Genomic DNA, 25,181 nt, shown 5'->3' on the forward strand with positions numbered 1-25,181 from the left:
CCATTACCAACAAACGCTATGCATTATGAACTACTCAAACTTTGGCACTAAATTTACACAACCCAACGGCATTACTCAGTTAATGGAAGACTTAGGCAGTGCTAAAAGCAGTAACAATCCTAATATTGTTATGCTGGGTGGCGGTAACCCTGCATTAGTACCACAAGTAAATGAGGTTTTTTTAAGTGAGTTACAAAAGCTCGTTGCCAGTAATAAAGTATCGCAAGTATTTGGTCTTTACGACGGCCCAACCGGTAACGACGAGTTTAGAGCTGCATTGGCAGGCCAACTAAGTAAAGAATATGCATGGGATATAAGCGCCAACAACGTAGCACTTGGCAATGGCAGCCAAGCTAACTTTTTTGTGTTGTTTAATATGTTTGCAGGCGAAATGCCTGATGGCAGCCATAAAAAGATTTTATTTCCCCTCGCGCCAGAATACGTAGGTTATGCCGACCAAGGTTTATCGGCTAATATGTTTGTTGCCATAAAGCCCGATATAGAAATTTTAAATACCGGTAGCACATCAAAACAATTTAAATACGTTATTGATTTTAAAGCGGTTGAAAAAGTATTAGCAAACGACAGTAGTATTAGCGCATTGTGCGTATCGCGCCCTACCAATCCAACCGGTAATGTAATAACCGACCAAGAAGTAAAGCATCTTGATTTACTTGCTAAGCAATACAACATTCCGCTCATTATTGATAACGCATATGGCGATCCGTTCCCGGGCTGTATTTACACCGATGCAAACCTAACGTGGAACTCAAACATAATTTTATGTATGTCGCTTTCAAAGCTTGGCTTACCGGGTTTACGCAGCGGTATTGTGGTTGCAAACAATAAAATTATTAAAGCAATTGGCCGCGTAAATGGCAGCATGGTGTTATCGCCAAATAGTATAGGGCCAAGCTTAGTTACCCGTTTAATTAACGACGACGAACTACTGCCGCTGTGTCGTAATGTTGTGTTGCCTTTTTATCGTAATAAAGCACAAATAGCGATTGAACTGTTTGATGAAATATTTGCCGATATGAGTGTTTACTTGCATAAAGTTGAAGGCGCATTTTTTATGTGGCTGTGGTTTAAAGATGCAAAAATAACAAGCGAAACGCTATACCAAAAGCTTAAAGAGCAAGATGTGTATGTAATTCCTGGACACAACTTTTTTATTGGCATTGACGATAGCTGGGCGCACAAGCACGAGTGTATTCGTATTAACTATGCAACCGATGAAGCAACACTACGCAAAGGTTTACAAACCATAAAGTATTTAATGGCGTAAATTAATGCTTATGCTATTTACGCCTTGGCTATAACGTAACATTCACTATAACGGCACGCTATTGAGCAAGTGTTGCCTTTATCGCTTATTTACCTCTGTAATACTGTACTATTTCTGTGCAAACGCGCGCTATACTCTTTAAATTTATATATAAACTGTTATTCTACGCGACCTTTTTTACACGCTATTTACTAGCGGGTAATATAAAAGGCTGTTCAGGCTGCAAACGCTTACACTAAGTGGCAGTAATAAAACGCGCGCCCATACAGGTGCACACTTTAAACACCAACATACAGGTAAATTATGCGATTAGGACCAGGACTACTAGTCACCGCAGCCTTTATAGGACCAGGTACCATAACGACTGCTAGCGTAGCAGGTGCAAACTTTGGCTTTGCACTTATCTGGACATTACTTTTTTCAGTAATAGCCACTATATTATTACAATCTATGGCTGCTCGCCTTGGCGTAGCAACAGGCAAAGATCTTGCTCAAGCACTGCGCGCGCATATTCATACCCCAGTGCTTAAAGTGCTCGCTAGCTTTTTGGTAATAAGCGCCATTGGCGTGGGCAGCGCCGCCTATGAAGCGGGTAACCTTAGTGGCGCTAGCATGGGTTTAATAAAGATATTTCCGACAATAAATGCGCAAATATGGACGCCGCTCATTGCTTTTATTAGCGCATTGTTACTGTACAGCGGAAAACATAAAGTGGTAGAAAACGCGCTCATTTTATTAGTAATTTTAATGAGCTTAGTGTTTATTTCTACTTTAATTATGGCTGCTCCGCCTATAAGCCAAGTACTAGCGGGTTTTATTCCTACTATCCCTGAGGGCTCTGTTACCACTGTACTAGCACTAATTGGCACCACCATAGTACCTTATAATTTATTTTTGCATTCAGGAGTGCTCGCAGCAAAATACAACAATAATAGCGATAAACGTAAAATTATTAAGCAAACAAATATCGATACCAGCTTATCAATCACTTTAGGTGGAGTGATCACTTTGGCTATTTTATCTACCGCCTCGGTGGCTTTTTATGGTACCGACGCAGGTAAAGTTAGCGCAGCCAATATGGCAGTACAGCTTGAGCCATTATTAGGGGGCGCTGCCCATTACTTTTTTGCTATTGGTTTATTTGCTGCAGGTTTAACTAGCGCAATTACTGCACCTTTAGCGGGAGCCTATGCGGTTTGCGGCATGCTTGGTTGGTCTAACAAAATGCAAAGTAGCCGTTTCAAATCGGTAGCATTGGTTATCTTATTGTTTGGCGCAGCTGTTGCATCACTGGGGTTAGATCCGGTTGCCGTGATCATTTTTGCCCAAGCCGCTAATGGCTTATTACTGCCTATTATTACTGTTTACTTACTCTGGTTGGTAAATCAAAAAGCGGTGATGGGCAATTACACCAATTCAGTGTTATTAAATCTTATCACTGTACCTATATTACTGCTTATTTTTGGCTTAAGCAGCTACAAGCTGATTAGTTTGATTTTTTAATTAAACTAAAAACATCTAGGGTCTGTTTATCTTTCAAGGTTAGATTTGCAGCAGTGTGTTTGGTATTTAGGCAAGGCAGAGCCTATGTGGTGTGGTTATTCCCCATAAAGAGGCGATAACGTAGCATCAATGCCAAACATGCGCTGCCCGAAGGGTTCTGCCTAGGGGCAATTGACTCTTTGTTGCCTACATGGATGTAGGTAAGGGGCGTGAGCAGGACGCGGAAGCTTTGCTCGGTTTTTACTTATTCTTACATGGATGTAAGCCAGTAGAATAACGCAGGAGCAGTTATCGAGCCCACTAGGTTACAAACCTCGCGCCGTGATTAAATCGCCCCTAGTTTGAACAAATTTTAATCCGCAAAGGTCAACAGACCCTAGTTTAAAAGCCACTGTTCACTACAAACAGTGGCTTTTACCTTATTCATAATAATAAAAACCTTACCTGTATACTGCAGTAATTAAAATCAGATAATATTTGTTTTTGTTAAGCGTGAAAACACATAGCCCCCTGCTGCACCTGCAAGTAATTGAGTATAAAACCCCCAGCCTCTTGCGCCCGCTATAATATGAATATTCATAATCGACTCAATAGCAATTAACACCATAGCAAACGCCACAATGCCAGCGATAACAAATAGCTGAGTACGGTATTTTTGAACCTTTTTATTAAGCTGCACCGTAACTAAAAAAGCGATGGCAAGTGCAATGGCGATAATAGCGCCATAGGTAGGTAATAAGCCCAACCAATCATCCAGTGTTAAACTAACACGGTCGCTAAAGCCCACTACAACACCTACATTAACTAATTGATTGACAACGTATTGGCTATGAAACAAGCTAGCAAGTGTGAATGTAAATAACCAAGAAACTAAAAATGAGGGCAATATACGTGTTAAAAATGACATGGTTATCTCAACTTAAAATAAAGTTTTTTTCTTATATAAGCCATGCTAGCAAAGGCTTACCCCGTAAACAATGCATCTCTTTTTTTACCCTGCTTTCGCTTTTTGCGTTTTCTGTTAATGCAGGCGCTGCGTTACCAAAAAAGCAATACAGTACAAAAACCCTTGCCACACAATTACAGTCTCCGTGGAGTATGGTTGAACTAGCAAACGGCACATGGTTAATTACAGAGCGCGATGGCCACGTAGTTATAATTAAAAATAATGCGCAATCAAGAGTAAAACTAAACCTAGAGGGCTTATACCTTGCAGGCCAAGGTGGCTTGCTAGATATAGTGTTATCGCCAGATTATAGCAACTCCAAAGAAATTATTTTTACCTACGCCCAAGGCGATGCCAACGCAAATAGGCTTGTTGTTGCCAAAGCCACCTTTAATGGCACTGACTTTTCAAAGCCGCAAATTATTTATAAAGTAGCTACCAATAAAAACACACCACAGCATTACGCTGGGCGCGCCCTTGTACTACCCAATAATACCTTATTATTTTCTACTGGCGATGGCTTTGACTTTAGAGAGCAAGCACAAGTTATTACCAGCCAGCTTGGTAAAATATTACGAATAAACTTAAACGGCAGTATTCCAACAGATAACCCATTTATTAACCATAAAAACCCAAATGCCCACGCTGTTTACTCACTTGGCCACCGTAACCCTCAAGGCCTTGTATATGATTACGATACACAGCAAATTATTAGCCACGAACACGGCCCCGCAGGCGGCGACGAACTAAACTACTTAAGCCCAGGCACCAATTATGGCTGGCCAGTAATCACCTACGGTAGGGATTATTCGCAAGCGCGTATTTCACCTTTTACTCAATACCCAGGCATGCAAAAACCAAGTGTTAATTGGACGCCATCAATCGCCCCATCAGGCATGGCGTATTACGGCTCTAAGCACGCCGCTTTTCCCTCATTACAAAAACATCTGTTAATTACTACTTTGGTTGATAAAAAGCTCTACGCTGTAAATTTAGCTAATGGTGAATTTACCCAGTCTCATATATTCCCAGAGGCCACAGGCCGATTAAGAGATGTGTTTGTAACCACTAAAGGTAATGTAGCAATATTAACCGATGGGAAAGATGCAAAGCTGATGTTGGTTAAATCAAATTAGTTCGCAAGAGGGTTAGAGAGACTTCGCTTTTAGAGGGTGATAGCGCCTTTTAGTAAGCCGCTTTAATAGGTTTAAGCACTCTGTTGGGTGGCGCCTTCGGCTTAACCAACCTACCTTTTGACGTAAGTCGGATAAGCGGCGAAGCCACGCCATCCGACAAAAGTGATGAGTTTACTAAAAACAACCCGACTTACCGCGTTATGCAGTAACCGAAAAATGTATTAAAGGTAATTACAGGAGCTTTACACCTAGTTTTTACCCGATTCTAATTTCTGCTTTAATAATTCAATAAGTTGAATGTTAAGCCCGGTAATTTCAGCTTCTAGCACCTTCACTTTTGCCTGCGACTCTTCATCATCTTTACTGCGTAACAATGCAGTTTCTTGCAGTAGTTTTTCAAGCTTTTCTTGTATTTCAGCAATCAGTTCATCAAGGGGATCACCTTCAGATTATGATGCTTGATCTACATCTTCATTACCTAATAACTTGCGAAATGCCGCTTGATTTTTATCTTCCAGACTTTTTTCCGCCCCCTCTTCAGATATATCTACTTGAACACCTTGAGCCACTCCCTTTTGCACTGTCTGTTTTTCAGAAACGTCATCAGCCACCACCTTTAAAATTTGTTTTTTCGGGTGAGCTTCTAAAGATTTAGACGTTATGTTAACTGACATTTTATCCATTGTAACACCCCTTATTTAATCAATTATTGGTGGCTATTGCTCAACTATAAATATAATGTTTTGCCAGCTGTTATTTGTTCTTGTATATAAAATTTGTGCCTGTCCTATTTTACTTCTAAATTTTTAAGGCAAACATTTGTGCGTTATTCATTTTGGGAAAAAACATATTATCGGCAGCAAGAAGCCAAAGGAAAACCCCATAATACCATCACCAGATCATTAGCATCTAAGTGGATACGAATACTATTTAGGTGCTGGAAAACATATACGCCCTACGATGAATCAACTTACTTAACTGCATTGAAAAGTAAGAGATCACCGCTGTTAAAATTTACGGTGGGAAGTTAGCTTTAGTGCTTGCTGTCCACCTCAGGGCGTGTTGTTAGACTTACATTACTCATCACCTGAGTCATCATCTTTATTTTTATCTTTATAAGCCTTGAAAATCTTGAGTAACTTCTCATTATCCGTAAGGGGATCTCGATAAGTATTTAGGATTTTTTGAAGTTTCTCATTACCCGCAAATGGGTCTTGATAAGAATTTAGGATTTTTTGTAGCTTTTCATTACCCGCAAATGAGTCTTGATAAGAGTTAAGGATTCTTTGTAGCTTTTCATTACCCGCAAATGAGTCTTGATAAGAGTTAAGGATTCTTTGAAGTTTCTCATTACCCGCAAATGAGTCTTGATAAGAGTTAAGGATTCTCTGAAGTTTCTCATTACCCGCAAATGAGTCTTGATAAGAGTTAAGGACTTTTTGTAATGGCTCATTACCAATTGGCTGAAGATGCTGAACCTCAGCATCTTCGATAGAGCTTTCACTTACATCAATAGATAAATTTGATTTACCATCTTCTAGAAACATTGATGTACTGTACATATGAAAGTTTTTGATATTTGACTCTCGATATATTTCAGATTGTAGCTCAGCAAGGGGACCAATAGTTTTTTTACCATTTAAATTTATTTTGTACCACCAGTCTTCTTTCGCGTCGTCAGTAATGAAAATTACATTCTCAATATTATCATTCTGTGACTTCTTAATTAATTGTTTCCAAAGAATAAGATCTCCATATTGTCTCTCATAATTTAAGCCATCATTATAAAAGTGTGTTTCATCATCACCATTACCTTTTCCTGCATCCTTAAAACCCGGAGGGATTTTATTTTTAAATCGATCTTTTCCTTCAATGTAAAGTTCGTCTAACCACTTTTGGTCTTCTGGTTTTTCACCGACTTTCTCATGGAAAAAATCATTGAGTTTATCTCTTATTTCATCATGCGATCTTACACATGGTTGTTCATTATCCCAGTGCTGAACAGACTTCTTGTAATTTGAAATACTCTTGTTAATTTCTTTTTCAAGTTTCTCTGTATTTTCAAACAATTTAGGGAAACGGCGTTTAAGTGCTAGTTTTTCGAAATCCCCTTTAAAAACTTTTTGAATTTTACCTAAATTACTTTCAATATCATTAAAAACTACTTTTTCATTTTTAATTATGCTTAATCTACGTCTTTGATACTCCAAGCCTACATGGTACGGGAGCCATAACTTATCGTTAACAGCATCAAGGATACTAAAGAAGTCATCCCTAGTTTGTTTAGCATATCCATATAAATTAAGTAGAACGTTGGTATCAAAAACAAAAATAGTTTTTTCATCCTTCCATAACTCTTCCAATACAGCACTATCAATATTGTAAAACCCTTTAAATATATCTTTCATTCATTGTCCTAAATTAGTTCTGCTTTTAAATAAATATGCTGAGGGATGTTGTTAATTGTGTCTGTAAGTCTAACGTCTGTGTTCAGCGGCATTTGAGGCGACACCTGTTTTTGTGGCAGCAAAATTGGGTGGTCCCTCAAATGTCCGCTGCAACGACTTGTTATAAGCAACCTTACCGCGGCAAGTGGAATGCTTGGATAGCAATATGAACTTCTCGATTTGAATCATCATTAATGTGAAACCGATACTGATACCAACCTTCTTCCACCTCTTTGACAAATCCCAAATGATTCGGATGTTCTGAAGTAACTTCACGAATAGTTTCGAGGACGGGGCTGAACTCCTTGTTGGATATGAACATAACCACTGCTGCCTTTGAATCCCTCCAAGTGAGATACGAAAGCAACTGAGTTATTGTTTCGAGATAGCCTTTCTTCCCATGCCAATATTTCAATTCGGCCACGAACACATTTGAGCCCTCGTGACGAAGCAAAATATCTGTTTTACCTTTCTTATTAAATGTTTCGCCCGTTGCAGAACCCTCAAAATTTGGCTCTAAAATCAGAAGCATATGATCACGAAGATGTTCCTCACCTTTTCCAGCGTATGTACTCGGCAACCGCTCAAATTGCTTGCCAACATCGTGGATAATTTTGAGAATCTGATGGTAAATTGCGTTATCAAGAGTTGGTTCCGGCTTATAGCCTTTGGCAGTAACTTCGGGCTTGGGCTTGCTTGGTATGGCTGGGGTTCGTTTAGCTGGAACTGAGAACGTAGAAGGTGTGCTGTGAGCTTTTCGAACAGGAATACCCAAAGCCGAAATCACGTCATGTTTCTTTAACAACTGTTCTTTTCGTGCATCGAATGCTTTGCTCAACAGTGACTCCAACGACCCGTTGAATCTTACTAGATCGTTCGTAAGATTCTGGTTTTGCGACGTTAACTGCGCCACAACATTATCAGCCTCGCGCTTTATCGCTTCCGCTTCTTGGTTAAAGTTAATAATTTCAAACTGAATTTCCCGACCATCAGTCTGAATACGCGGAGATGACATGCTGTATGTACTTGCACGAACCTTGAGCAACTGAGCATCCCCAGAAAACGGCAGGTGGAAGGTGTACACATCTTTTGGATAGGATTTTCCATTGTCCACCCAGTATGAACTGGGATGTCGTTTGGCAGGAATCATCCGTTCTTCAACAGAAACCGATAGTTGCTCTTGATGAATTTCCAATGGCTGCATTGAAAACTCCGAACCCAAATGATCAAGGTATTCCGTCTTGTTTACATTCAGAATGTAATCGTCAGTCTGGCCCTTTATAGCTTGAAGGGCTTGTTCCTTCCTGCCTTCGATTACGCCAAATCCATCTAACTCATAAAAGGCTACAAAATAATTATGCCCGTATCGACTCATCTCAGCTCCAGTAGCTTATAACGAGCCTGTAGATTAACTCGTTTTTTGTTTTTATTCATAAACAAACCATAGCTGAGTTCCTATTTTGGTTCAATCGATTACTTATTTATGCAGAATATAAAGTGGGAGTTTGATGTTGTTTTAATTGGTATTCTGGAAGGAATTACTGGTGTTTAAGCGGCTTTATTGAGGTTAAAAGAGCTTCCCCCTCTTAATGCATCGTGTTTTGCAGCTTTTCTATATTATGAACAAGGCAATACAGTTGCCATTACGCATTCACTTGACCCCGTAACAGATAAAAAGTCGTAACAAGGACAGGCGCATATTTTTTGGCAAAGAACTGTAACGCGCTAAAGCACGCCCTACATATTAGCTGAACCTTTTTACTTTTAACCTATAATAAAAAAGCCGCTGTTTATTACAAACAGCGGCTTTCTTTTTAAGCTCATAAGCCTAAAACCAGACTTAAAACTTAAGTTTTATTGCTTACCAATCACTTCAAGGCCACCCATATATGGGCGTAATACTTCTGGTACTACTACTGAACCATCTGCTTGTTGGTAGTTTTCTAGTATGGCTACGAGTGTACGGCCAACGGCTAAGCCTGAACCATTTAGTGTATGTAGTAACTCTGGCTTTTTAGCCCCTTCGCGGCGAAAACGTGCTTGCATACGACGTGCCTGAAAATCTACCATGTTTGAACATGATGAAATTTCGCGGTAGGTGTTTTGCGCTGGTAACCATACTTCTAAGTCGTAGGTTTTAGCTGAGCCAAAGCCCATGTCGCCCATACATAAAATTACTTTGCGGTACGGTAGTTCAAGCTCTTGTAGTATTTGCTCCGCATGACCTGTTAACTCTTCAAGTGTTGCCATTGAGTCTTCTGGTTTTACCAGCTGTACAAGTTCTACTTTATCAAACTGGTGCTGGCGAATTAAGCCGCGAGTATCGCGACCATAGCTGCCGGCTTCACTTCTAAAACATGGCGTGTGCGCGGTTAAACGAATTGGTAAATCGCTTTCGTCGTAAATTTCATCGCGTGCGCTGTTGGTAAGTGGCACTTCTGCTGTAGGGATTAAGCTAAAGCCTGATTGCTGTTCGCCATCGTCGTTTACAAGGCCTAGTGTGTGGAATAAATCGCCCGCAAACTTAGGTAATTGGCTAGTGCCGTATAGACTTGCGCTATTTACTAGGTACGGTACGTACATTTCTGTGTAACCGTTTTTGTCTGTGTGGGTATCTAGCATGTATTGCGTTAATGCACGGTGCATACGCGCTACTTGGCCGCGCATTACAGTAAAGCGTGCGCCACTAATTTTAACGCCCATTTCAAAGTCTAAGCCGTTTAAGTCTTGGCCTACATCAACGTGATCTTTAACGTCAAAATCAAACTTTTTAGGTGTGCCCCACGTGAGTATTTCAACGTTGTCGTCTTCGTCTTTACCTGCAGGTACTGATTCGTCTGGCAAGTTTGGGATTGCTAAGGCAATGTCGTTAATTGCGGCTAATACTACATCTTGCTGCGCTTTTGCTGCGTCTAGTTCGCTACCTAAGTTAGCAACTGCATCTAGTAGCGGTTGAGCGTCTTCGCCTTTGGCTTTAGCTTGGCCAATTGCTTTTGCGCTTGCATTACGCTGACTTTGAAGTTCTTGCGTTTTTACTTGTAATGTTTTGCGTTTTTCTTCAAGTGCCGTGACCGTCGCTACATCGAGTTCGTAACCGCGAGCCGCTAAGCGTGCTGCCGTTTGTTCGATATCTTGACGTAAAAATTTAGAATCTAACATGTTAGTTTTTAACCTTTTTGCATTACTAGCTGAAGGCCCAGCCAAGCCATAAAAATACACACCATCACGTTTAAGATGATATTGAGGGCCATTTTAATAAAGTGACCTTGTTGTAACAACAACAGCGAATCCATTGAAAATGTTGAAAAGGTGGTTAATGCACCTAAAAAGCCAATCCCGATAAGGGCTTTAGCAGGGCTTGCGGCGATAATTTCTTTATCTATCAAACCGTACAAAATACCCATCAACAATGAACCCAGAATATTAACCGCCAACGTGCCAAAAGGGAATCCCCTACCGAGGAGTTTTAGCATGCTTTCGCTAATAAAAAACCGTAAACACGCCCCTGAGGCTCCGCCAAGGGCGATCATCATATAAAGTTTAATCATTTTCGTATCGTTTAAGTGGGCTTTGCGCGTCGCGCTCTTTTAAGTAATCGAGCTTTTGCTTAATTTTTTGCTCAAGGCCACGATCGCTCGGTAAATAATATTCCTTACCTTGCATTTCTGGTGGTAAATACTTCTCTCCGGCAGCAAAAGCGCCTTCTTCGTTATGCGCATAACGATACTCAGCGCCATACCCTAAGTCTTTCATTAAGTTGGTTGGCGCATTACGTAAATGCTCTGGCACTGGGTAACTTGGCTCGTTTTGAGCATCGGCCTTGGCTTGATTAAACGCCATATACACCGCATTACTTTTAGGTGCGCTGGCTAAATAAAGTGTGGCTTGGGCAATTGCGCGTTCGCCCTCGCTTGGGCCAACTCGCTGAAAAATATCCCATGCGTTTAGCGCCACTTCCATAGCGCGCGGATCGGCGTTGCCTATGTCTTCTGTGGCAATGGCAAGTAAGCGCCTAGCTACATATAAAGGGTCGCCACCACCGGCTAAAATACGGCAATACCAATACAGCGCGCCATCGGGGGAGCTGCCTCGTACCGATTTATGAAAGGCCGATATTAAGTCGTAAAATTCATCGCCGCCTTTATCGTATTTAGCTAAATGTGTGGGCAGCACTTGGCTAAGTACGTGCTCGTCTACATTGTATTGGCCGTTTTGCTCTGTGGTTAAATCAACCGCTTGCTCTAGTAAGTTAAGTACTTTGCGCGCGTCGCCACCACTTGCTTGGCACAGTGCTTTTTTTGCGTTGTCGGCAATTACTATGTGCTTTTGGCTTAATTGTTCGTCTTGTTTGAGTGCGCGATTTATTACTGTGTATAGATCGGTATCGGCAAGCGATTTTAAAACATACACACGGGCACGCGACAAAATAGCGTTGTTAAGTGCAAACGAGGGATTTTCGGTGGTTGCACCTACAAATATAAAGGTGCCGTCTTCTATGTGCGGTAAAAATGCATCTTGCTGGGATTTATTAAAACGGTGAACTTCGTCAACAAACATTAAGGTACGTTGGCCACGGCTTTGTAGGTTTTCGCGCGCCTGCGTAACGCTGTCGCGAATGTCTTTAACGCCTGCAGTAACTGCCGACATTTGAATAAGCGCAGCATCGGCATGATTAGCAATTATTTGCGCGAGCGTTGTTTTACCCACGCCCGGCGGGCCCCACAGTATTAAACTATGACAGCGCCCTGCAACAATTGCCTGATGCAGTGGTTTATCGGCGCTGAGTAAGTGCTGCTGACCAATATATTCATCAAGGGTTGTTGGGCGCATACGCGCTGCGAGTGGGCGTACATCGGGCCCAAAGTTAAATCCTAAGTTACTCACCGTTACTCTGATCGTCTATTTCAACACCTTCTGGAGGCGTAAATTCAAAGGTACTTTTATCAAGCGGCGTATTAACTTGTGCATCATTAAAAGTAAACGACGATAACTGCCCTGAATTATCGGTTACCACTAATTTAGCCAAACCTTGCTCGTTACCAGCAAAGGTTATATCTAGCTGCTCTACTTGGCTTTCTACGCCTTTGTTTGGCGTTACGCTAAAGCCGCTATTTGTGGCCATTACGCTGTATTTTTCCCACTGCGCTGGATCTTTTGACGTAAGTAACACAAACGGCGTTGAATCTATAAGGCTGCTAGTTTGCATAATAGTTACTTGCTCGGCGAAGCTGTCGAAGTAATATGTTTTATCACCATTTGATACAAATAATGTATCGTCTGGATTGGTTTGCTGCCAGCGGATCATCATAGGTTGTTGCAGGGCAATTGTGCCCTCGCCTTGCATTACTGCTTGGCCTTGTTTGTCTGTTACTTTTTGCGCAAACTGCGCTTTAAAGCTTTTTAGCGATGCGAGTTGATCTTGTAATGCTTGGCTGTCGTCTGCAAAGCTTGGCGTAGCAACTAAGCTGCCAAGTACTAATAATAAGGTGTTAAGTTTTTTCATTAATTTGCTCCATTAGGTACTAATACATCGCGAGCGCCATTGTGGCCAGCTGAACTCACGATACCCGATGTTTCCATTTGTTCTACTAAGCGTGCTGCGCGGTTATAGCCAACACGTAATTTACGTTGCACAGACGACACCGATACTTTACCGGTTTCAATTACAAACGACACGGCTTCGTCGTACAGCGGATCGTTTTCTTCATCTGCGTTTTCGCTGGCTTCACCCGGTAATAAAATATCCTCGTTCGCGTCGCCATTGAGTATTTCGTCTATGTAATTTGGTTTAGCACGGGCTTTCCAGTCGTTTACTACCGCGTGTACTTCGTGGTCGTCTACAAACGCGCCATGCACACGCTCAGGAACACTTGTACCTGGCGGTAAATACAACATATCACCCATACCTAGTAAGTTTTCGGCACCTTGTTGGTCAAGTATAGTGCGCGAATCTATTTTACTCGATACCTGAAACGCCATACGCGTTGGTATATTTGCTTTAATTAAACCGGTAATTACGTCTACCGATGGGCGCTGTGTTGCCAGTATTAAATGAATACCTGCGGCACGTGCTTTTTGCGCAATACGGGCAATTAGCTCTTCTACTTTTTTACCTACAATCATCATCATGTCGGCAAATTCGTCAATTACTACCACTATACTAGGTAGTTTTCCAAGCTCATCTGGGCCATCTTTCATGCCATCGGTGTCTTTAAATAATGGGTCCATTATTGGGTAGCCCGCTTCTTTGGCTTCAAGCACCTTTTGGTTGTAACCTTTTAAGTTACGTACACCCAACGCCGACATTAGCTTATAACGACGCTCCATTTCGCCTACACACCAACGCAGTGCATTAGCGGCTTCTTTCATGTCGGTAACTACTTCACACAATAAATGCGGAATACCTTCGTATACCGAAAGCTCAAGCATTTTCGGGTCAATCATGATCATACGTACATCGTCAGGACCCGATTTGTACAGTAAGCTTACTATCATGACATTAACGCCCACTGATTTACCCGAGCCTGTAGTACCGGCTACCAGTAAATGCGGCATTTTACCAAGGTCGGCACATACCGGCTCCCCTGCAATATCTTTACCTAATACCATGGTGAGTGGCGATGGGTTTTGCTCAAATTTAGGGGCGTTTATTACTTCTGATAAACGCACTATTTCGCGATACTTGTTAGGCAGCTCTATGCCTACATAGGTTTTTCCCGGAATAACCTCAACCACACGTACACTAATTGCTGAAAGCGAACGGGCTAAATCTTTTGCTAAACCGGTAATTTTAGACACCTTTATACCGGGTGCTAAATCTAGCTCAAAGCGTGTAACAACTGGCCCTGGGTATACTGCTACAACCTTTGCTTGTACGTTAAAGTCGAGCAGTTTTGTCTCTACTAGTCGTGATACTGTATCGAGCTCTTCTTGCGAAATAGGATTTTTAGCTTTGTCGGGTCTGTCGAGTAAATCAAGCGATGGTAATGGCCCCAGTGGCGGCTCTTGATTAAGTAATTGTTCAAATTTTTCTTTGGCTGTTGGTGGCGGCTGATACGCAGCTTTTGGCTTGTTCATTGGCCTAGCTGGCGATACTACCGTAGTTACTGGCTTTTCAGGCTCTACTACTGGGCTCTGATCAAGTGCATTAAGTGCAGCTTCTGTATCCATTGGATCGTCATCTATGGCGCTAAAGCCAATTTCTTGATCGAGTATGTCGTCAAGCTCGTCAAACGGCATAAATTCGTCGCTAATTTGCGGCTCATTAAATGGCGTTTGCGGTTTGTTAATTGATTTTTGTTTATTTACTTTTTTAGTATTTGTTTCATCGGCTTGCTCGTCGGTGTCTGGTTCAAATTGTGCGTCTATTTGCTGATTATCAGTACCCGCTAAACGCTCTCGGTTTAACCAGCCTTTTATATAATTGCTTGTGTAACGATAAAAACGGACGATTAAATCACCTAAATAATCAACAAAATCAACCCACGATACGCCCGTTAATAATGTTAAACCGGCAAAAAAGAAGCACAATAATAATATTGAAGTACCGGTAAAGTTAAATGCCGGCATCATTGCCGATTCAATTACATCGCCCACTACCCCGCCTGATGAAAAGTTATAAATATCATCAAAATTAATGCTGCTAATAGCGGTGGCTGAGGTAATAAATAAAGCAAAACCAATAACACGCAATGCTAAGGTGGTGTAGTCGAGTTGTAAAATTCGGTGCGGTTGTTTAAATAGTAAATAGCCAAATATCTGAATTGCGGCCGGTACTAAATAAGCCAACCAGCCAAAAGTGAGTAATAATATGTCAGCAATCCAGGCACCTGCAGCGCCAGTAATGTTTTTTACTTCGCTAAAGCTAGTTTGCGACCATGCAGCATCCGCCGGATCAAAGCTGATTAAGGCACATAAAATAAATATTGCTGTAAAAGTGCTGATTATCAGCCCTGTTTCTAATAGCCTTTGCACACCGTTTAGGCGCATAATTCCCTATTCCTCTTTATTATTTTACACTCACTTAGCAGTGGAATACCTTAGCAGGAAATGTATTTTGTTGCACTTTATCTTAACCTTGATGGCCTGATTATGAACAAGTTTTTATAATTTAAACTTATATTATGCGAAACTAATTATAAATTACTATATTAGCCTGTAAATAACACACATATTGTAAATCAGCTTAAGCAACATAGGGGCGAATAATTACGCCTTCCTCGCCTTTTACTTCTTCCATTACTACATAAGTACGACTTTCGCTAACATTGGGTAACTTTAAGAGTATATCGCCCAGTACTCCTCGGTACTCAGACATGTCGTTTACCCGCGTTTTAAGTAAAAAGTCAAAATTACCCGATACTAAATGGCACTCTATTATTTCGTTATGCTTTTTAACTGCGGCACTAAATTCGTCAAATACATCTGCCGATGTTTTAGTAATAGTTACCTCAACGTATACCGATAAACCTTGGCCAAGCTTAGCCGGATCGACCACTGCCTTGTAACCAAGTATATAACCTTCTCGCTCCAACTTTTTTACACGCTCTAAACACGGTGTCGCACTTAAGCCAACTCGTCGGGCCAGTTCCACATTAGATAGCCGCCCATCCTGTTGTAATTCCACTAATATTTTGCGATCTATTCTATCTAATAGTGTATGCATACTCACCTAGTTTATTATTCTGTTTAAAAGCCAAAAGCAGATATTATCACTATAATATGTTAAAAAAAAGGTAAGACACACTGGCAACACATGAATATAATAGTGAAAAAACTTATCCCGTTCTAACAAGGCGAAAATTATGATTATAGGTGTACCTAAAGAAATTAAAAACCATGAATACCGCGTAGGTATGGTTCCTGCTAGTGTTCGTGAGCTCGTTAATCACGGCCACCAAGTATTAGTGGAAACAGATGCGGGTATGGGCATTGGCTTTACTAACGATGATTACGTACAAGCCGGTGCTGAAATTTTAGCAACACCTGCTGATGTATTCGCAAAAGCCGAGATGATAATTAAAGTAAAAGAGCCACAAGCGATTGAACGTGCCATGCTGCGCGAAGATCAGATTCTTTTCACTTACTTACATCTTGCCCCTGATTTACCACAAACTGAAGACCTAGTTAAAAGCAAAGCAATTTGTATTGCATACGAAACAGTCACAGACTCTCGCGGTGGCCTTCCTCTTTTAGCTCCTATGAGTGAAGTAGCAGGTCGTATGTCTATTCAAGCAGGCGCACAAGCGCTTGAAAAAATAAATAAAGGCAGTGGTATGTTACTTGGTGGCGTACCGGGCGTTGAGCCAGCTAAAGTAGTTATTATTGGCGGCGGTATGGTTGGCCGTAGTGCTGCGCTTATGGCGGTTGGTTTAGGTGCAAATGTAGTAATACTTGATCGTAACATTGATGTATTACGCGCACTAGACGCACAGTTTGGCAACAAAGTACGCGCTATTTACTCAACTGCCGACGCACTAGAAAAACACGTACTAGAGGCCGATTTAGTAATTGGCGGTGTACTCATTCCAGGTGCAGCTGCACCTAAACTAGTAACTGCGGAACACATTAAAGCCATGAAGCCAGGCTCTGCAATTGTTGATGTAGCAATTGACCAAGGTGGTTGTATTGCTACTTCTAAAGCAACTACGCATGCAGATCCTACGTTCATTGTTGATGACGTTGTTCACTATTGTGTTGCTAATATGCCGGGCGCTGTGCCACGAACTTCTACGTTTGCACTTAACAATGCAACCTTGCCGTTTATTATTAACCTTGCAAACAAAGGTTATAAAAAGGCATTGCTTGACGACGCTCACTTCTTAAAAGGCTTAAATGTTATTAAAGGCCAAGTAACTTACAAAGAAGTAGCAGAAGCGTTTAACATGGAATATGTTGATCCTCGCACTGCGCTAGAAAACGTTTAATTTAGCGTAAAGCACTCAAGCATTAACTTACTTGAGTGCTTTAAACTTTAGAGTAAACATTAGTGCAAACAAAAAGCAGCTATTAAGCTGCTTTTTTATTGTATAGATTTAAATTTATACCAATTACTTTATATAAAGCGTTTAATTATAAAATCTACTTTTACACGCTTTGCTTGGCCAAGTAACTTTTTAACCGCTTGCGGATAATCGTCCATGGTTTCTAAATCATCTGGGCCAGTTAAACGGCGACAGTGTTGTAGGATTTCTTGCTTTTCGTTGTCAATATCTTGCATTATTGTTTGCTGTGGATCTTCAATTAAAATACCATTTTCAACATCTAGTCCCCACGCCCGTGGGTTAAGGTTATGACCGCTGAGTAAATGTACTTTTCTGTCTGAGCAAATGCCTTTTAAATGAAACGAATTACTGTCGTGCTTCCATAAATAAACGTTTAAATTACCGTTATCAATGTGGCGTTTTTGTGTTTTAACAAATTTATACAAAATAGTTTCGTATAAATACGGCAACGCGCCTATTTTACTAAATGGCTCGCTAGGCGGTACATAAAAGTCGTTAGCGGTTTTATCGCCCACTACAATAGTAACTTGCTTACCTTGTTTTAATAGCCGGCGTAATGAGCGCATTAATGGCGCCGGAAAATTAAAGTAAGGCGTATACAACACCAGCTCTTGCTCGGTGGCGTCAAACATAGTTTTAATTAAACGATTAAGTTCGTTATTGCGTCGCCCTAATCCTAAAAACAAACGAATACCTAAGGGCTGAGTATTATGCAGCTCGGCGCTGTTATACCTTGCTGTTTTTAAATCACGCATTAATTGCTTTTGATCTAATCTAAAATCATTAAGCTTTGGCAACGGGCGGCTATCAATACGCGGCACTGCATTTGAGCTAAGTAATGTTGTTTCAATAAAGTCTATTACAGCATCGCACAGCGCGTTTTGCGTAACTAAAAAGTAACGATCGAGGCGGTAACGGTCGTTATACTCTAAATACACATTATTTATGCTCGCGCCGCTATAAAGCAAGGTGTCGTCAATTACAAAACCTTTTAAATGCAATACGCCAAATAACTCTTTCGCTTTTACGGGTACGCCATATACCTGCACGTTCGATTGAAACTTTTCGAGGTAATCACAATATAAACTGGCATTCCCCTCAGATTTTTCGGCGCCAATAAGGCCACGTTGCGCGCGATGAAAATCTACCAGCACTTTTATTTCAAGTGCAGGGTTGGCTAATGACACCTGGTGCAGTGCCTCTAAAACTTCACGTCCTGCTTCATCATCTTGTAAATAAAGCGTGGTTATATAAATTCGTTTTTTTGCGTTGGCAATTAAACGTAGCAATTGCGTACGGTACTCTTGCGCATTGGTTAAGACGTTAAGGTCTTTTGAAGTCAACCCAAATGCGGGTTTTTCCTGCCAAAATAACATAGTTGCCTATTCACTTAGGTCACATAATCTTTCAGTGACAAATCAAAATTAGGTAAAACATATCAAAAAAAATCAAACCGGTCATGAATTAACGCAGTTTTGTTGCGTATTAGTCTGTTTATTGAACTAATTTTACTTATTAGACATAAATTACTCCATTTTAAGTACACAATATTGCACAGCTTTAAAATTTGTTAAAAAAATTAATCACGGATTTTGTTTACTTCCTGCTTGTTTTTCTTAGAATCGAGCGCATTACAGAGTGAATTAAACGTTTAGGAAAAAACCATGACTGAAGCAAAACATTGTAAGTTACTTATTTTAGGCTCAGGCCCCGCTGGTTACACTGCCGCAGTTTACGCAGCCCGCGCAAATTTAAACCCGGTATTAATTACTGGTATGCAACAAGGTGGCCAATTAACAACCACTACCGAAGTAGAAAACTGGCCTGGCGATGCGCATGGCTTAACTGGTCCTGCGTTAATGGATCGTATGAAAGAGCATGCTGAGCGCTTTGAAACTGAAATTATATTTGATCACATAAATAAAGTAGACGTGTCTAAACGCCCTTTCACTTTAACTGGCGACCAAGGCACTTACACCTGTGACGCACTAATTATTGCAACAGGCGCGTCTGCTAAGTACTTAGGCTTAGAGTCAGAAACAAATTTTCAAGGCCGTGGCGTATCTGCGTGTGCGACCTGTGATGGTTTTTTCTATAAAGGACAAAAAGTAGCGGTTGTTGGCGGCGGTAACACAGCTGTTGAAGAAGCGCTTTACTTATCTAACATTGCCGATGAAGTGCATGTAATTCACCGTCGTGATAGTTTCCGTAGTGAAAAAATATTAGCCGATCGCCTAGCTGAAAAAGCAGCAAACGGTAATGTAGTAATGCACTACAACCGCACGCTTGACGAAGTATTAGGTGACCAAATGGGCGTTACCGGTGTGCGTATTAAAGATGCAAACTCTGATGCAACCGAAGAATTAGACCTAGCGGGCGTATTTATTGCTATTGGCCATAAGCCAAATACCGATATGTTTGTTGGCCAACTAGAAATGAAAGACGGCTATATAATTGTTGAGTCGGGCCTTAATGGCAACGCTACACAAACTAGCGTACCAGGCGTATTTGCTGCTGGTGATGTGTCGGATCATATTTACCGCCAAGCAATTACTTCAGCCGGAACAGGTTGTATGGCAGCATTAGATGCTGAGCGCTTTTTAGATAATCTATAAGCAGTTAAGTGTTTAGTAAAAAGGCTGATAAATCAGCCTTTTTTTATGCCTAAATTATAGTTACACTTTTGTTATTCGTTTTTATTGAAGTATTGTATGAAAAAACAGCTGTACCAGCTAAGTAATACCGATATAGCATTTCCTCCTATAGAGTGCGCACTCGACTCCCCCGACGGTTTACTCGCTATTGGTGGCGATTTAAGTTTAGCACGGCTTAGTAACGCTTATAATAATGGTATATTTCCGTGGTTTAGCGAAGACGAGCCAATAATGTGGTGGTCGCCCAGCGAGCGCGGCATTGTAGAGCTCGATAATTTTCATATTAGTAAAAGCCTGCGCAAGCATTTAAAAAAGCACCCGGTCACCGTTACTATTAATAATGCCTTTATTGAAGTAATTGAAGCATGCTGCGAGCAACGCATTGATACCGATGGTACGTGGATCACCTCTGACATGCTCACTGCGTACATTAACGCCCACAACGCAGGCATTGCCCATAGTGTAGAAGTGTGGCGCGAGGGAGAGCTTGCAGGTGGCTTATATGGCATTATGCAAAACGGTGTGTTTTGTGGCGAGTCAATGTTTCATCATCAAACAAACTGCTCTAAGCTGGCTATGTGGGCGTTAGTTAATTGGCTTAAGCGCCATAACGCGCATTTTATTGATTGTCAGCTCGAAAACCCCTATTTAATGTCGTTAGGAGCAACAGTGATCCCACGCCCTGCATTTTTAGCTAAACTACACGCAGCGCAAAATTATAAAGTAGACCCTGCTATGTGGATACCACAGGAGCTTAACGCTATTTATGAATGAACATATTCCTGCACGCGCTGGTTTAAGCCAAGAGTTTGCTTGTAGTTATTTACCCAACCGCCAAGAGCAGTTATTGGTCATTCTTGATCCAAGTTGCTACAGCAGCGATAAGTTTGAGTCTTTGCTGGCGTTAGGTTTTCGTCGCAGCGGTAACCAAATTTACCGCCCACACTGTCCAACTTGCAGCGCATGTAGCTCTGTACGTGTATTAGTACAAGAGTTTATTGAGACAAAATCGCACAAACGTAAACTAAACAAAGCAAAAACACGCTTTGAGGTTAAATATTCTAATCAAGAGCGCCCGCAATACTACGCGCTGTACAGTAAATATATTAGTTTGCGCCATCAAGACGGTAGTATGTATCCTCCTGATAAAACACAGTTTCAGAGTTTTTTATTATGCAGTTGGTTAAACATCACTTTTATAGAGCTTTGGGATCAAGATAATTTAGTTGCAGTTGCTGTAACTGATTGTATGGACAAGGCTATTTCAGCTATTTATACTTTTTTTGACCCCGACTATGAGCAGTATAGTTTGGGCACTGTGATGATTTTACAGCAGCTAATATTTGCTAAAGCGCAAAATAAGCACTATGTGTACTTGGGCTACCAAATAGACGAATGCCCTAAAATGAACTACAAAACGCAATTTTTACCGGCGCAAAAACAAGTCAAAGACCAGTGGTTGACTATTTAATTTGCAAAAATAGCCGCTGCGCCTTTACTTATTGGCGTATTTTGGGCAGAATCTGCAGCGTTTAACTATTAAAGAGGTGTTACGCTAAACATGGCGAAAGAAGACGTAATCGAAATGCAAGGGACAGTCCTTGATACTTTACCAAATACAATGTTCCGAGTTGAGCTAGAAAATGGTCACGTAGTTGTGGCTCACATTTCAGGCAAAATGCGCAAAAACTATATCCGTATTTTAACCGGCGATAAAGTAACGGTAGAAATGACTCCTTACGATTTATCGAAAGGTCGTATCGTATTCCGTGCTCGCTAAGTAAGTGCGTAAACGAGATTTAGTTTTTGGCTAGTGCTTCACTAGCTTTAAGCGTTTATTAAATGTAATTGATGGATATTAACTAGCAATTACATTTAATAAACAAAAAACCCAGCCTTGCTGGGTTTTTTGTTGTCTATAAAACATTACAAAAAAAGGCCTGCTTTTAAAAGCAGGCCTTTTTATTTAACTCATTTAGCGCATATTAAACTAAGCTGGAGTTAAATCGCTTTCGTAATCAAAGCGTATTTTTTTATCTTTAACCGATACTTTAACCGTACCGCCTTCAACAAGTTCACCAAAGAGTATTTCGTTGGCTAATGGTTTTTTAAGCTGCTCTTGGATAATACGTGCCATAGGACGTGCACCCATGGCTTTGTCATAACCTTTGTCAGCCAACCATTCACGCGCTTTAGCACTAAGCTCAAGATTAACTGATTTTTTATCCAGTTGCGCCTGAAGCTCCACAATAAACTTATCAACCACGAGTAAAATAACGTCTTTATCAAGGTGATTAAACCAAATAATGTTATCTAAACGGTTTCTAAATTCTGGTGAAAATACTTTATTAATTTCACCCATTGCATCGTGCGTATGGTCTTGCTCGCTAAAACCAATTGATGCGCGCGTTGTTTCTTGCACACCCGCATTGGTGGTCATTACCACGACTACATTTCTAAAATCGGCTTTGCGACCGTTATTATCAGTTAATGTACCGTGATCCATTACTTGCAACAATATGTTGTAAATATCTGGATGCGCTTTTTCAATCTCATCTAACAGTACTACCGCATGCGGGTTTTTAATTACCGCTTCAGTGAGTAAACCACCTTGCTCAAAACCAACATAACCTGGTGGCGCACCAATTAGTCGACTTATTGCATGGCGCTCTACGTACTCCGACATATCAAAGCGAATAAACTCAACACCCATACATTTAGCTAGCTGTTTAGTAACCTCGGTTTTGCCTACCCCTGTTGGGCCTGCAAATAAGAACGACCCTACTGGTTTTTCTTCGTTGGCTAAACCAGAGCGCGATAAGCGAATAGCCGATGTAAGCGCATCAATAGATTGATCTTGCCCAAACACCAACATTTTTAAATTGCGGTCTAAGTTTTTTAGCGTTTCTTTGTCGCTAGATGACACACTTTGCGGTGGAATACGCGCCATTTTAGCCACAATGTTTTCTATATCGGCAACACCAATGGTTTTTTTACGTTTAGAGCTAGGCAGTAAACGTTGGCTTGCACCGGCTTCGTCGATTACGTCAATTGCTTTGTCGGGCAAATGGCGTTCATTAATATATTTTGCACTTAGCTCTGCCGCTGCTTTTAACGCTTTTTGCGTATAACGAATACCATGGTGCGCTTCGTAACGCTCTTTTAAACCATTTAATATTTTAGTGGTATCGGCAACACTCGGCTCAAGCACATCAATTTTTTGAAAGCGACGTACCAAGGCGCGGTCTTTCTCAAAAATATTTTTATACTCGTTATAAGTTGTCGACCCCATACAACGTAATTGCCCACTAGAGAGCAGTGGCTTAAGTAAGTTTGATGCATCCATAACTCCACCCGATGCCGCGCCGGCACCAATAATGGTATGAATTTCATCAATAAATAAAATAGAACCCGGTTGTGCTTGCAACTCTTTTAGTAAGCTTTTAAAGCGTTTTTCAAAATCGCCACGGTACTTAGTACCTGCCAATAATGCGCCCATATCAAGCGAGTAAACAACTGCATCGGCAATTACTTCGGGTACTTGCTTATTTACAATACGATACGCTAGGCCTTCTGCAATTGCTGTTTTACCAACACCTGCTTCGCCTACTAATAATGGGTTGTTCTTTTTACGACGACACAACACCTGTACAGTGCGCTCTACTTCACTATCGCGCCCTATTAATGGGTCAATGTGACCTTCAAGCGCTTGTACGTTTAAATTAGTGGTAAAGCTGTCGAGCTTGCTCGCTTCTTCGCTTTGCACTTCTTGTACGTCTTCGTGAATATCGTCGGTGTCATCGCCTAATTCATCATCGCCTTTGGCAATGCCATGCGAAATAAAATTAACGATATCGAGACGTGATATATCGTGTTTTTTAAGTAAATATACTGCTTGGCTTTCTTGTTCAGAAAAAATAGCCACCAGCACATTTACGCCTGTCACTTCGTTTTTACCTGATGATTGCACATGAAAAACAGCACGTTGCAATACACGTTGAAAACCAAGTGTTGGCTGAGTTTCACGCTCTTCTTCTAAATCTGGAATAACCGGCGTGGTTTCGTTAATAAACTCAAGTAATTCAGTTTTTAACTCTGCAACATTTACTGCACAGGCACTTAGCGCTTCCCCAGCAGATGGATTGTCCAAAAGCGCAAGTAAAAGGTGTTCTACCGTCATAAACTCATGACGACGTGTACGCGCTTCGCGAAACGCGCTGTTCAAAGTAAGTTCTAAATCTTTATTTAGCATTGGCAACCCCTTACAGAGATAATAATTTTATACCATTACAATCGAACGAAAGATCATTCGCTTGGTATTTATTCCTGCTCACAACTACATAGCAGTGGATGCTCGTTATCCCTTGAATATCGGTTAACTTGTTCAGCTTTTGTATGGGCTACATCTGAGCTAAATACGCCACAGATCCCCTTCCCTTGTTGATGAATTTGCAGCATCACGTCGGTTGCTCTATCGCTATCCATATTAAAAAACGTCATCAGGATCTCTATCACAAAATCCATTGGCGTGTAATCGTCGTTATTTAAAACAACTTTATATTTTCGCGGTGGTTGCAGCTTTTGCTTTTCCTTGTCGCGAACGATGTCTATAACACCTGAATCTTTCATACCACTCATAATTAAATATAGTCTTGTCTTAGTAACTCAAGCAAACTTGAATAAAAAATAAATAAAATGTTAATAAATAGATCAAAACACTTGACTGACTGGCTAAATAAACTACAGTCAAACATAGATTGATTAAACCTTAGTCAGTCTAGCAAATTATACAGTTTAGATTAACTAAATTAGTGAACTTATAGAAGGATGTAGAAGTATGGCTTGTGGTAAAGTCAAATGGTTCAATAATGCCAAAGGTTTCGGTTTCATCGTAGAAGACGGCTGCGAGAATGATATTTTCGCTCATTACTCAACAATTGTAATGGACGGCTATAAAACACTTAAAGCTGGTCAAGATGTAACATTCGAATTAGAACAAGGCCCTAAAGGCTTACACGCTAAAAATATAGCGCCCAACGGTGATATTATTGAGTGACTGTTATTTTGTTCTACTAAAGCGAGTGACCTGCTTAGATCCTCGCTTAATTCCTTCAACATCTTTTTTATCATCTCTTCTTCTGTATTAATAGCCTCATTATCTGCAAATTCAACCCTTCTCCTTGAATTTATTTTATCTACCCCA

Annotated in this window: 23 protein-coding genes and 1 pseudogene; 10 read left to right on the top strand and 14 right to left on the bottom strand. The window is 40.9% G+C overall.

All coding sequences use genetic code 11. From position 1 onward, the window contains the following. The first annotated feature begins 25 nt into the window (after positions 1 to 25). Together PTRA_RS09035 and PTRA_RS09040 are read left to right on the top strand one after the other, a co-directional pair. On the top strand, positions 26 to 1,288 hold the full coding sequence (locus PTRA_RS09035; RefSeq protein WP_058373530.1) for a valine--pyruvate transaminase: 1,263 nt from the start codon (positions 26 to 28) through the stop codon (positions 1,286 to 1,288). Between the two features lie 303 nt (positions 1,289 to 1,591). Beyond that, positions 1,592 to 2,791, top strand: a complete 1,200-nt coding sequence (locus tag PTRA_RS09040; protein WP_058373531.1) for an Nramp family divalent metal transporter — start codon at positions 1,592 to 1,594, stop codon at positions 2,789 to 2,791. Between the two features lie 466 nt (positions 2,792 to 3,257). Here the strand turns inward: PTRA_RS09040 and PTRA_RS09045 are convergent, their stop codons facing one another. Further along, on the bottom strand, positions 3,258 to 3,698 hold the full coding sequence (locus PTRA_RS09045) for a hypothetical protein (protein WP_058373532.1): 441 nt from the start codon (positions 3,696 to 3,698) through the stop codon (positions 3,258 to 3,260). Here PTRA_RS09045 and PTRA_RS09050 point away from each other — a divergent pair. After that, positions 3,683 to 4,873, top strand: a complete 1,191-nt coding sequence (locus PTRA_RS09050) for a PQQ-dependent sugar dehydrogenase (RefSeq protein WP_058373533.1) — start codon at positions 3,683 to 3,685, stop codon at positions 4,871 to 4,873. The genes PTRA_RS09045 and PTRA_RS09050 overlap by 16 nt on opposite strands. 248 nt (positions 4,874 to 5,121) lie before the next feature. Here the strand turns inward: PTRA_RS09050 and PTRA_RS19340 are convergent, their stop codons facing one another. Further along, a complete protein-coding gene (locus PTRA_RS19340) occupies positions 5,122 to 5,247 on the bottom strand; it encodes a hypothetical protein (protein ID WP_257720823.1) in 126 nt (41 codons plus the stop codon). Positions 5,248 to 5,322: 75 nt separating this feature from the next. Continuing rightward, complete coding sequence (locus tag PTRA_RS19255) at positions 5,323 to 5,556, bottom strand: hypothetical protein (RefSeq protein ID WP_237113444.1); 234 nt, start codon at positions 5,554 to 5,556, stop codon at positions 5,323 to 5,325. 105 nt (positions 5,557 to 5,661) lie between these two features. On the opposite strand from PTRA_RS19255, the pseudogene PTRA_RS19425 reads away from it, so the two are divergent. Next, positions 5,662 to 5,904, top strand: a pseudogene (locus PTRA_RS19425) (IS110 family transposase); the annotation flags it as partial. A gap of 45 nt (positions 5,905 to 5,949) precedes the next feature. On the opposite strand, the gene PTRA_RS09060 reads toward PTRA_RS19425, so the two are convergent. The 8 genes from PTRA_RS09060 to lrp form a co-directional block, all read right to left on the bottom strand. Further along, complete coding sequence (locus PTRA_RS09060; RefSeq protein WP_058373534.1) at positions 5,950 to 7,281, bottom strand: PIN-like domain-containing protein; 1,332 nt, start codon at positions 7,279 to 7,281, stop codon at positions 5,950 to 5,952. A gap of 172 nt (positions 7,282 to 7,453) precedes the next feature. Next, the gene (locus PTRA_RS09065) at positions 7,454 to 8,695 is read right to left on the bottom strand and encodes a hypothetical protein (protein WP_058373535.1); all 1,242 of its coding nucleotides are present in this window, start codon (positions 8,693 to 8,695) and stop codon (positions 7,454 to 7,456) included. Positions 8,696 to 9,174: 479 nt separating this feature from the next. Next, positions 9,175 to 10,479 (bottom strand): serine--tRNA ligase, encoded by a 1,305-nt coding sequence (gene serS, locus PTRA_RS09070; protein ID WP_058373536.1) that lies wholly within the window; start codon positions 10,477 to 10,479, stop codon positions 9,175 to 9,177. A gap of 8 nt (positions 10,480 to 10,487) precedes the next feature. After that, a complete protein-coding gene (gene crcB, locus PTRA_RS09075) occupies positions 10,488 to 10,868 on the bottom strand; it encodes a fluoride efflux transporter CrcB (protein ID WP_058373537.1) in 381 nt (126 codons plus the stop codon). Continuing rightward, positions 10,861 to 12,204, bottom strand: coding sequence for a replication-associated recombination protein A (locus tag PTRA_RS09080; protein WP_058373538.1), 1,344 nt, complete (start codon positions 12,202 to 12,204; stop codon positions 10,861 to 10,863). Before PTRA_RS09080 ends, crcB begins: the two co-directional genes overlap by 8 nt. Next, complete coding sequence (lolA, locus tag PTRA_RS09085; protein WP_058373539.1) at positions 12,197 to 12,823, bottom strand: outer membrane lipoprotein periplasmic chaperone LolA; 627 nt, start codon at positions 12,821 to 12,823, stop codon at positions 12,197 to 12,199. Before lolA ends, PTRA_RS09080 begins: the two co-directional genes overlap by 8 nt. Then, positions 12,823 to 15,309: a DNA translocase FtsK gene (locus PTRA_RS09090; protein ID WP_058373540.1), complete on the bottom strand. Its 2,487-nt coding sequence runs from the start codon at positions 15,307 to 15,309 to the stop codon at positions 12,823 to 12,825. Before PTRA_RS09090 ends, lolA begins: the two co-directional genes overlap by 1 nt. Positions 15,310 to 15,505: 196 nt before the next feature. Further along, positions 15,506 to 15,985: a leucine-responsive transcriptional regulator Lrp gene (gene lrp / locus PTRA_RS09095; protein WP_011328394.1), complete on the bottom strand. Its 480-nt coding sequence runs from the start codon at positions 15,983 to 15,985 to the stop codon at positions 15,506 to 15,508. Positions 15,986 to 16,124: 139 nt separating this feature from the next. Between lrp and ald the strand changes: the two genes are divergently transcribed. Then, positions 16,125 to 17,246 (top strand): alanine dehydrogenase, encoded by a 1,122-nt coding sequence (gene ald / locus PTRA_RS09100; protein ID WP_058373541.1) that lies wholly within the window; start codon positions 16,125 to 16,127, stop codon positions 17,244 to 17,246. Positions 17,247 to 17,374: 128 nt separating this feature from the next. Here ald and pssA read toward each other — a convergent pair whose 3' ends face one another. Then, entirely contained in the window at positions 17,375 to 18,700 is a 1,326-nt protein-coding gene (gene pssA, locus PTRA_RS09105; protein WP_058373542.1) for a CDP-diacylglycerol--serine O-phosphatidyltransferase, read from the bottom strand. A 288-nt stretch (positions 18,701 to 18,988) separates the two neighbouring features. Here pssA and trxB point away from each other — a divergent pair, with 288 nt between their 5' ends. From trxB to infA, 4 genes are all read left to right on the top strand, one after another. Continuing rightward, the gene (trxB, locus tag PTRA_RS09110; RefSeq protein ID WP_011328397.1) at positions 18,989 to 19,939 is read left to right on the top strand and encodes a thioredoxin-disulfide reductase; all 951 of its coding nucleotides are present in this window, start codon (positions 18,989 to 18,991) and stop codon (positions 19,937 to 19,939) included. Between the two features lie 96 nt (positions 19,940 to 20,035). Further along, positions 20,036 to 20,752: a leucyl/phenylalanyl-tRNA--protein transferase gene (gene aat, locus PTRA_RS09115; RefSeq protein ID WP_011328398.1), complete on the top strand. Its 717-nt coding sequence runs from the start codon at positions 20,036 to 20,038 to the stop codon at positions 20,750 to 20,752. Continuing rightward, the gene (locus PTRA_RS09120; RefSeq protein ID WP_058373543.1) at positions 20,745 to 21,449 is read left to right on the top strand and encodes an arginyltransferase; all 705 of its coding nucleotides are present in this window, start codon (positions 20,745 to 20,747) and stop codon (positions 21,447 to 21,449) included. Before aat ends, PTRA_RS09120 begins: the two co-directional genes overlap by 8 nt. Positions 21,450 to 21,539: 90 nt before the next feature. Next, positions 21,540 to 21,758: a translation initiation factor IF-1 gene (infA, locus tag PTRA_RS09125; protein WP_002962494.1), complete on the top strand. Its 219-nt coding sequence runs from the start codon at positions 21,540 to 21,542 to the stop codon at positions 21,756 to 21,758. 210 nt (positions 21,759 to 21,968) lie between these two features. Here infA and clpA read toward each other — a convergent pair whose 3' ends face one another. Continuing rightward, positions 21,969 to 24,230, bottom strand: a complete 2,262-nt coding sequence (gene clpA, locus PTRA_RS09130) for an ATP-dependent Clp protease ATP-binding subunit ClpA (RefSeq protein ID WP_058373544.1) — start codon at positions 24,228 to 24,230, stop codon at positions 21,969 to 21,971. Positions 24,231 to 24,298: 68 nt separating this feature from the next. Further along, a complete protein-coding gene (gene clpS, locus PTRA_RS09135) occupies positions 24,299 to 24,607 on the bottom strand; it encodes an ATP-dependent Clp protease adapter ClpS (protein WP_083497543.1) in 309 nt (102 codons plus the stop codon). 208 nt (positions 24,608 to 24,815) lie between these two features. Here clpS and cspD point away from each other — a divergent pair, with 208 nt between their 5' ends. Further along, positions 24,816 to 25,034: a cold shock domain-containing protein CspD gene (gene cspD / locus PTRA_RS09140; protein ID WP_011328402.1), complete on the top strand. Its 219-nt coding sequence runs from the start codon at positions 24,816 to 24,818 to the stop codon at positions 25,032 to 25,034. The last annotated feature ends 147 nt before the right edge of the window (positions 25,035 to 25,181 follow it).

It is taken from the genome of Pseudoalteromonas translucida KMM 520 (assembly GCF_001465295.1).
Taxonomy (GTDB): Bacteria; Pseudomonadota; Gammaproteobacteria; order Enterobacterales; family Alteromonadaceae; genus Pseudoalteromonas; species Pseudoalteromonas translucida.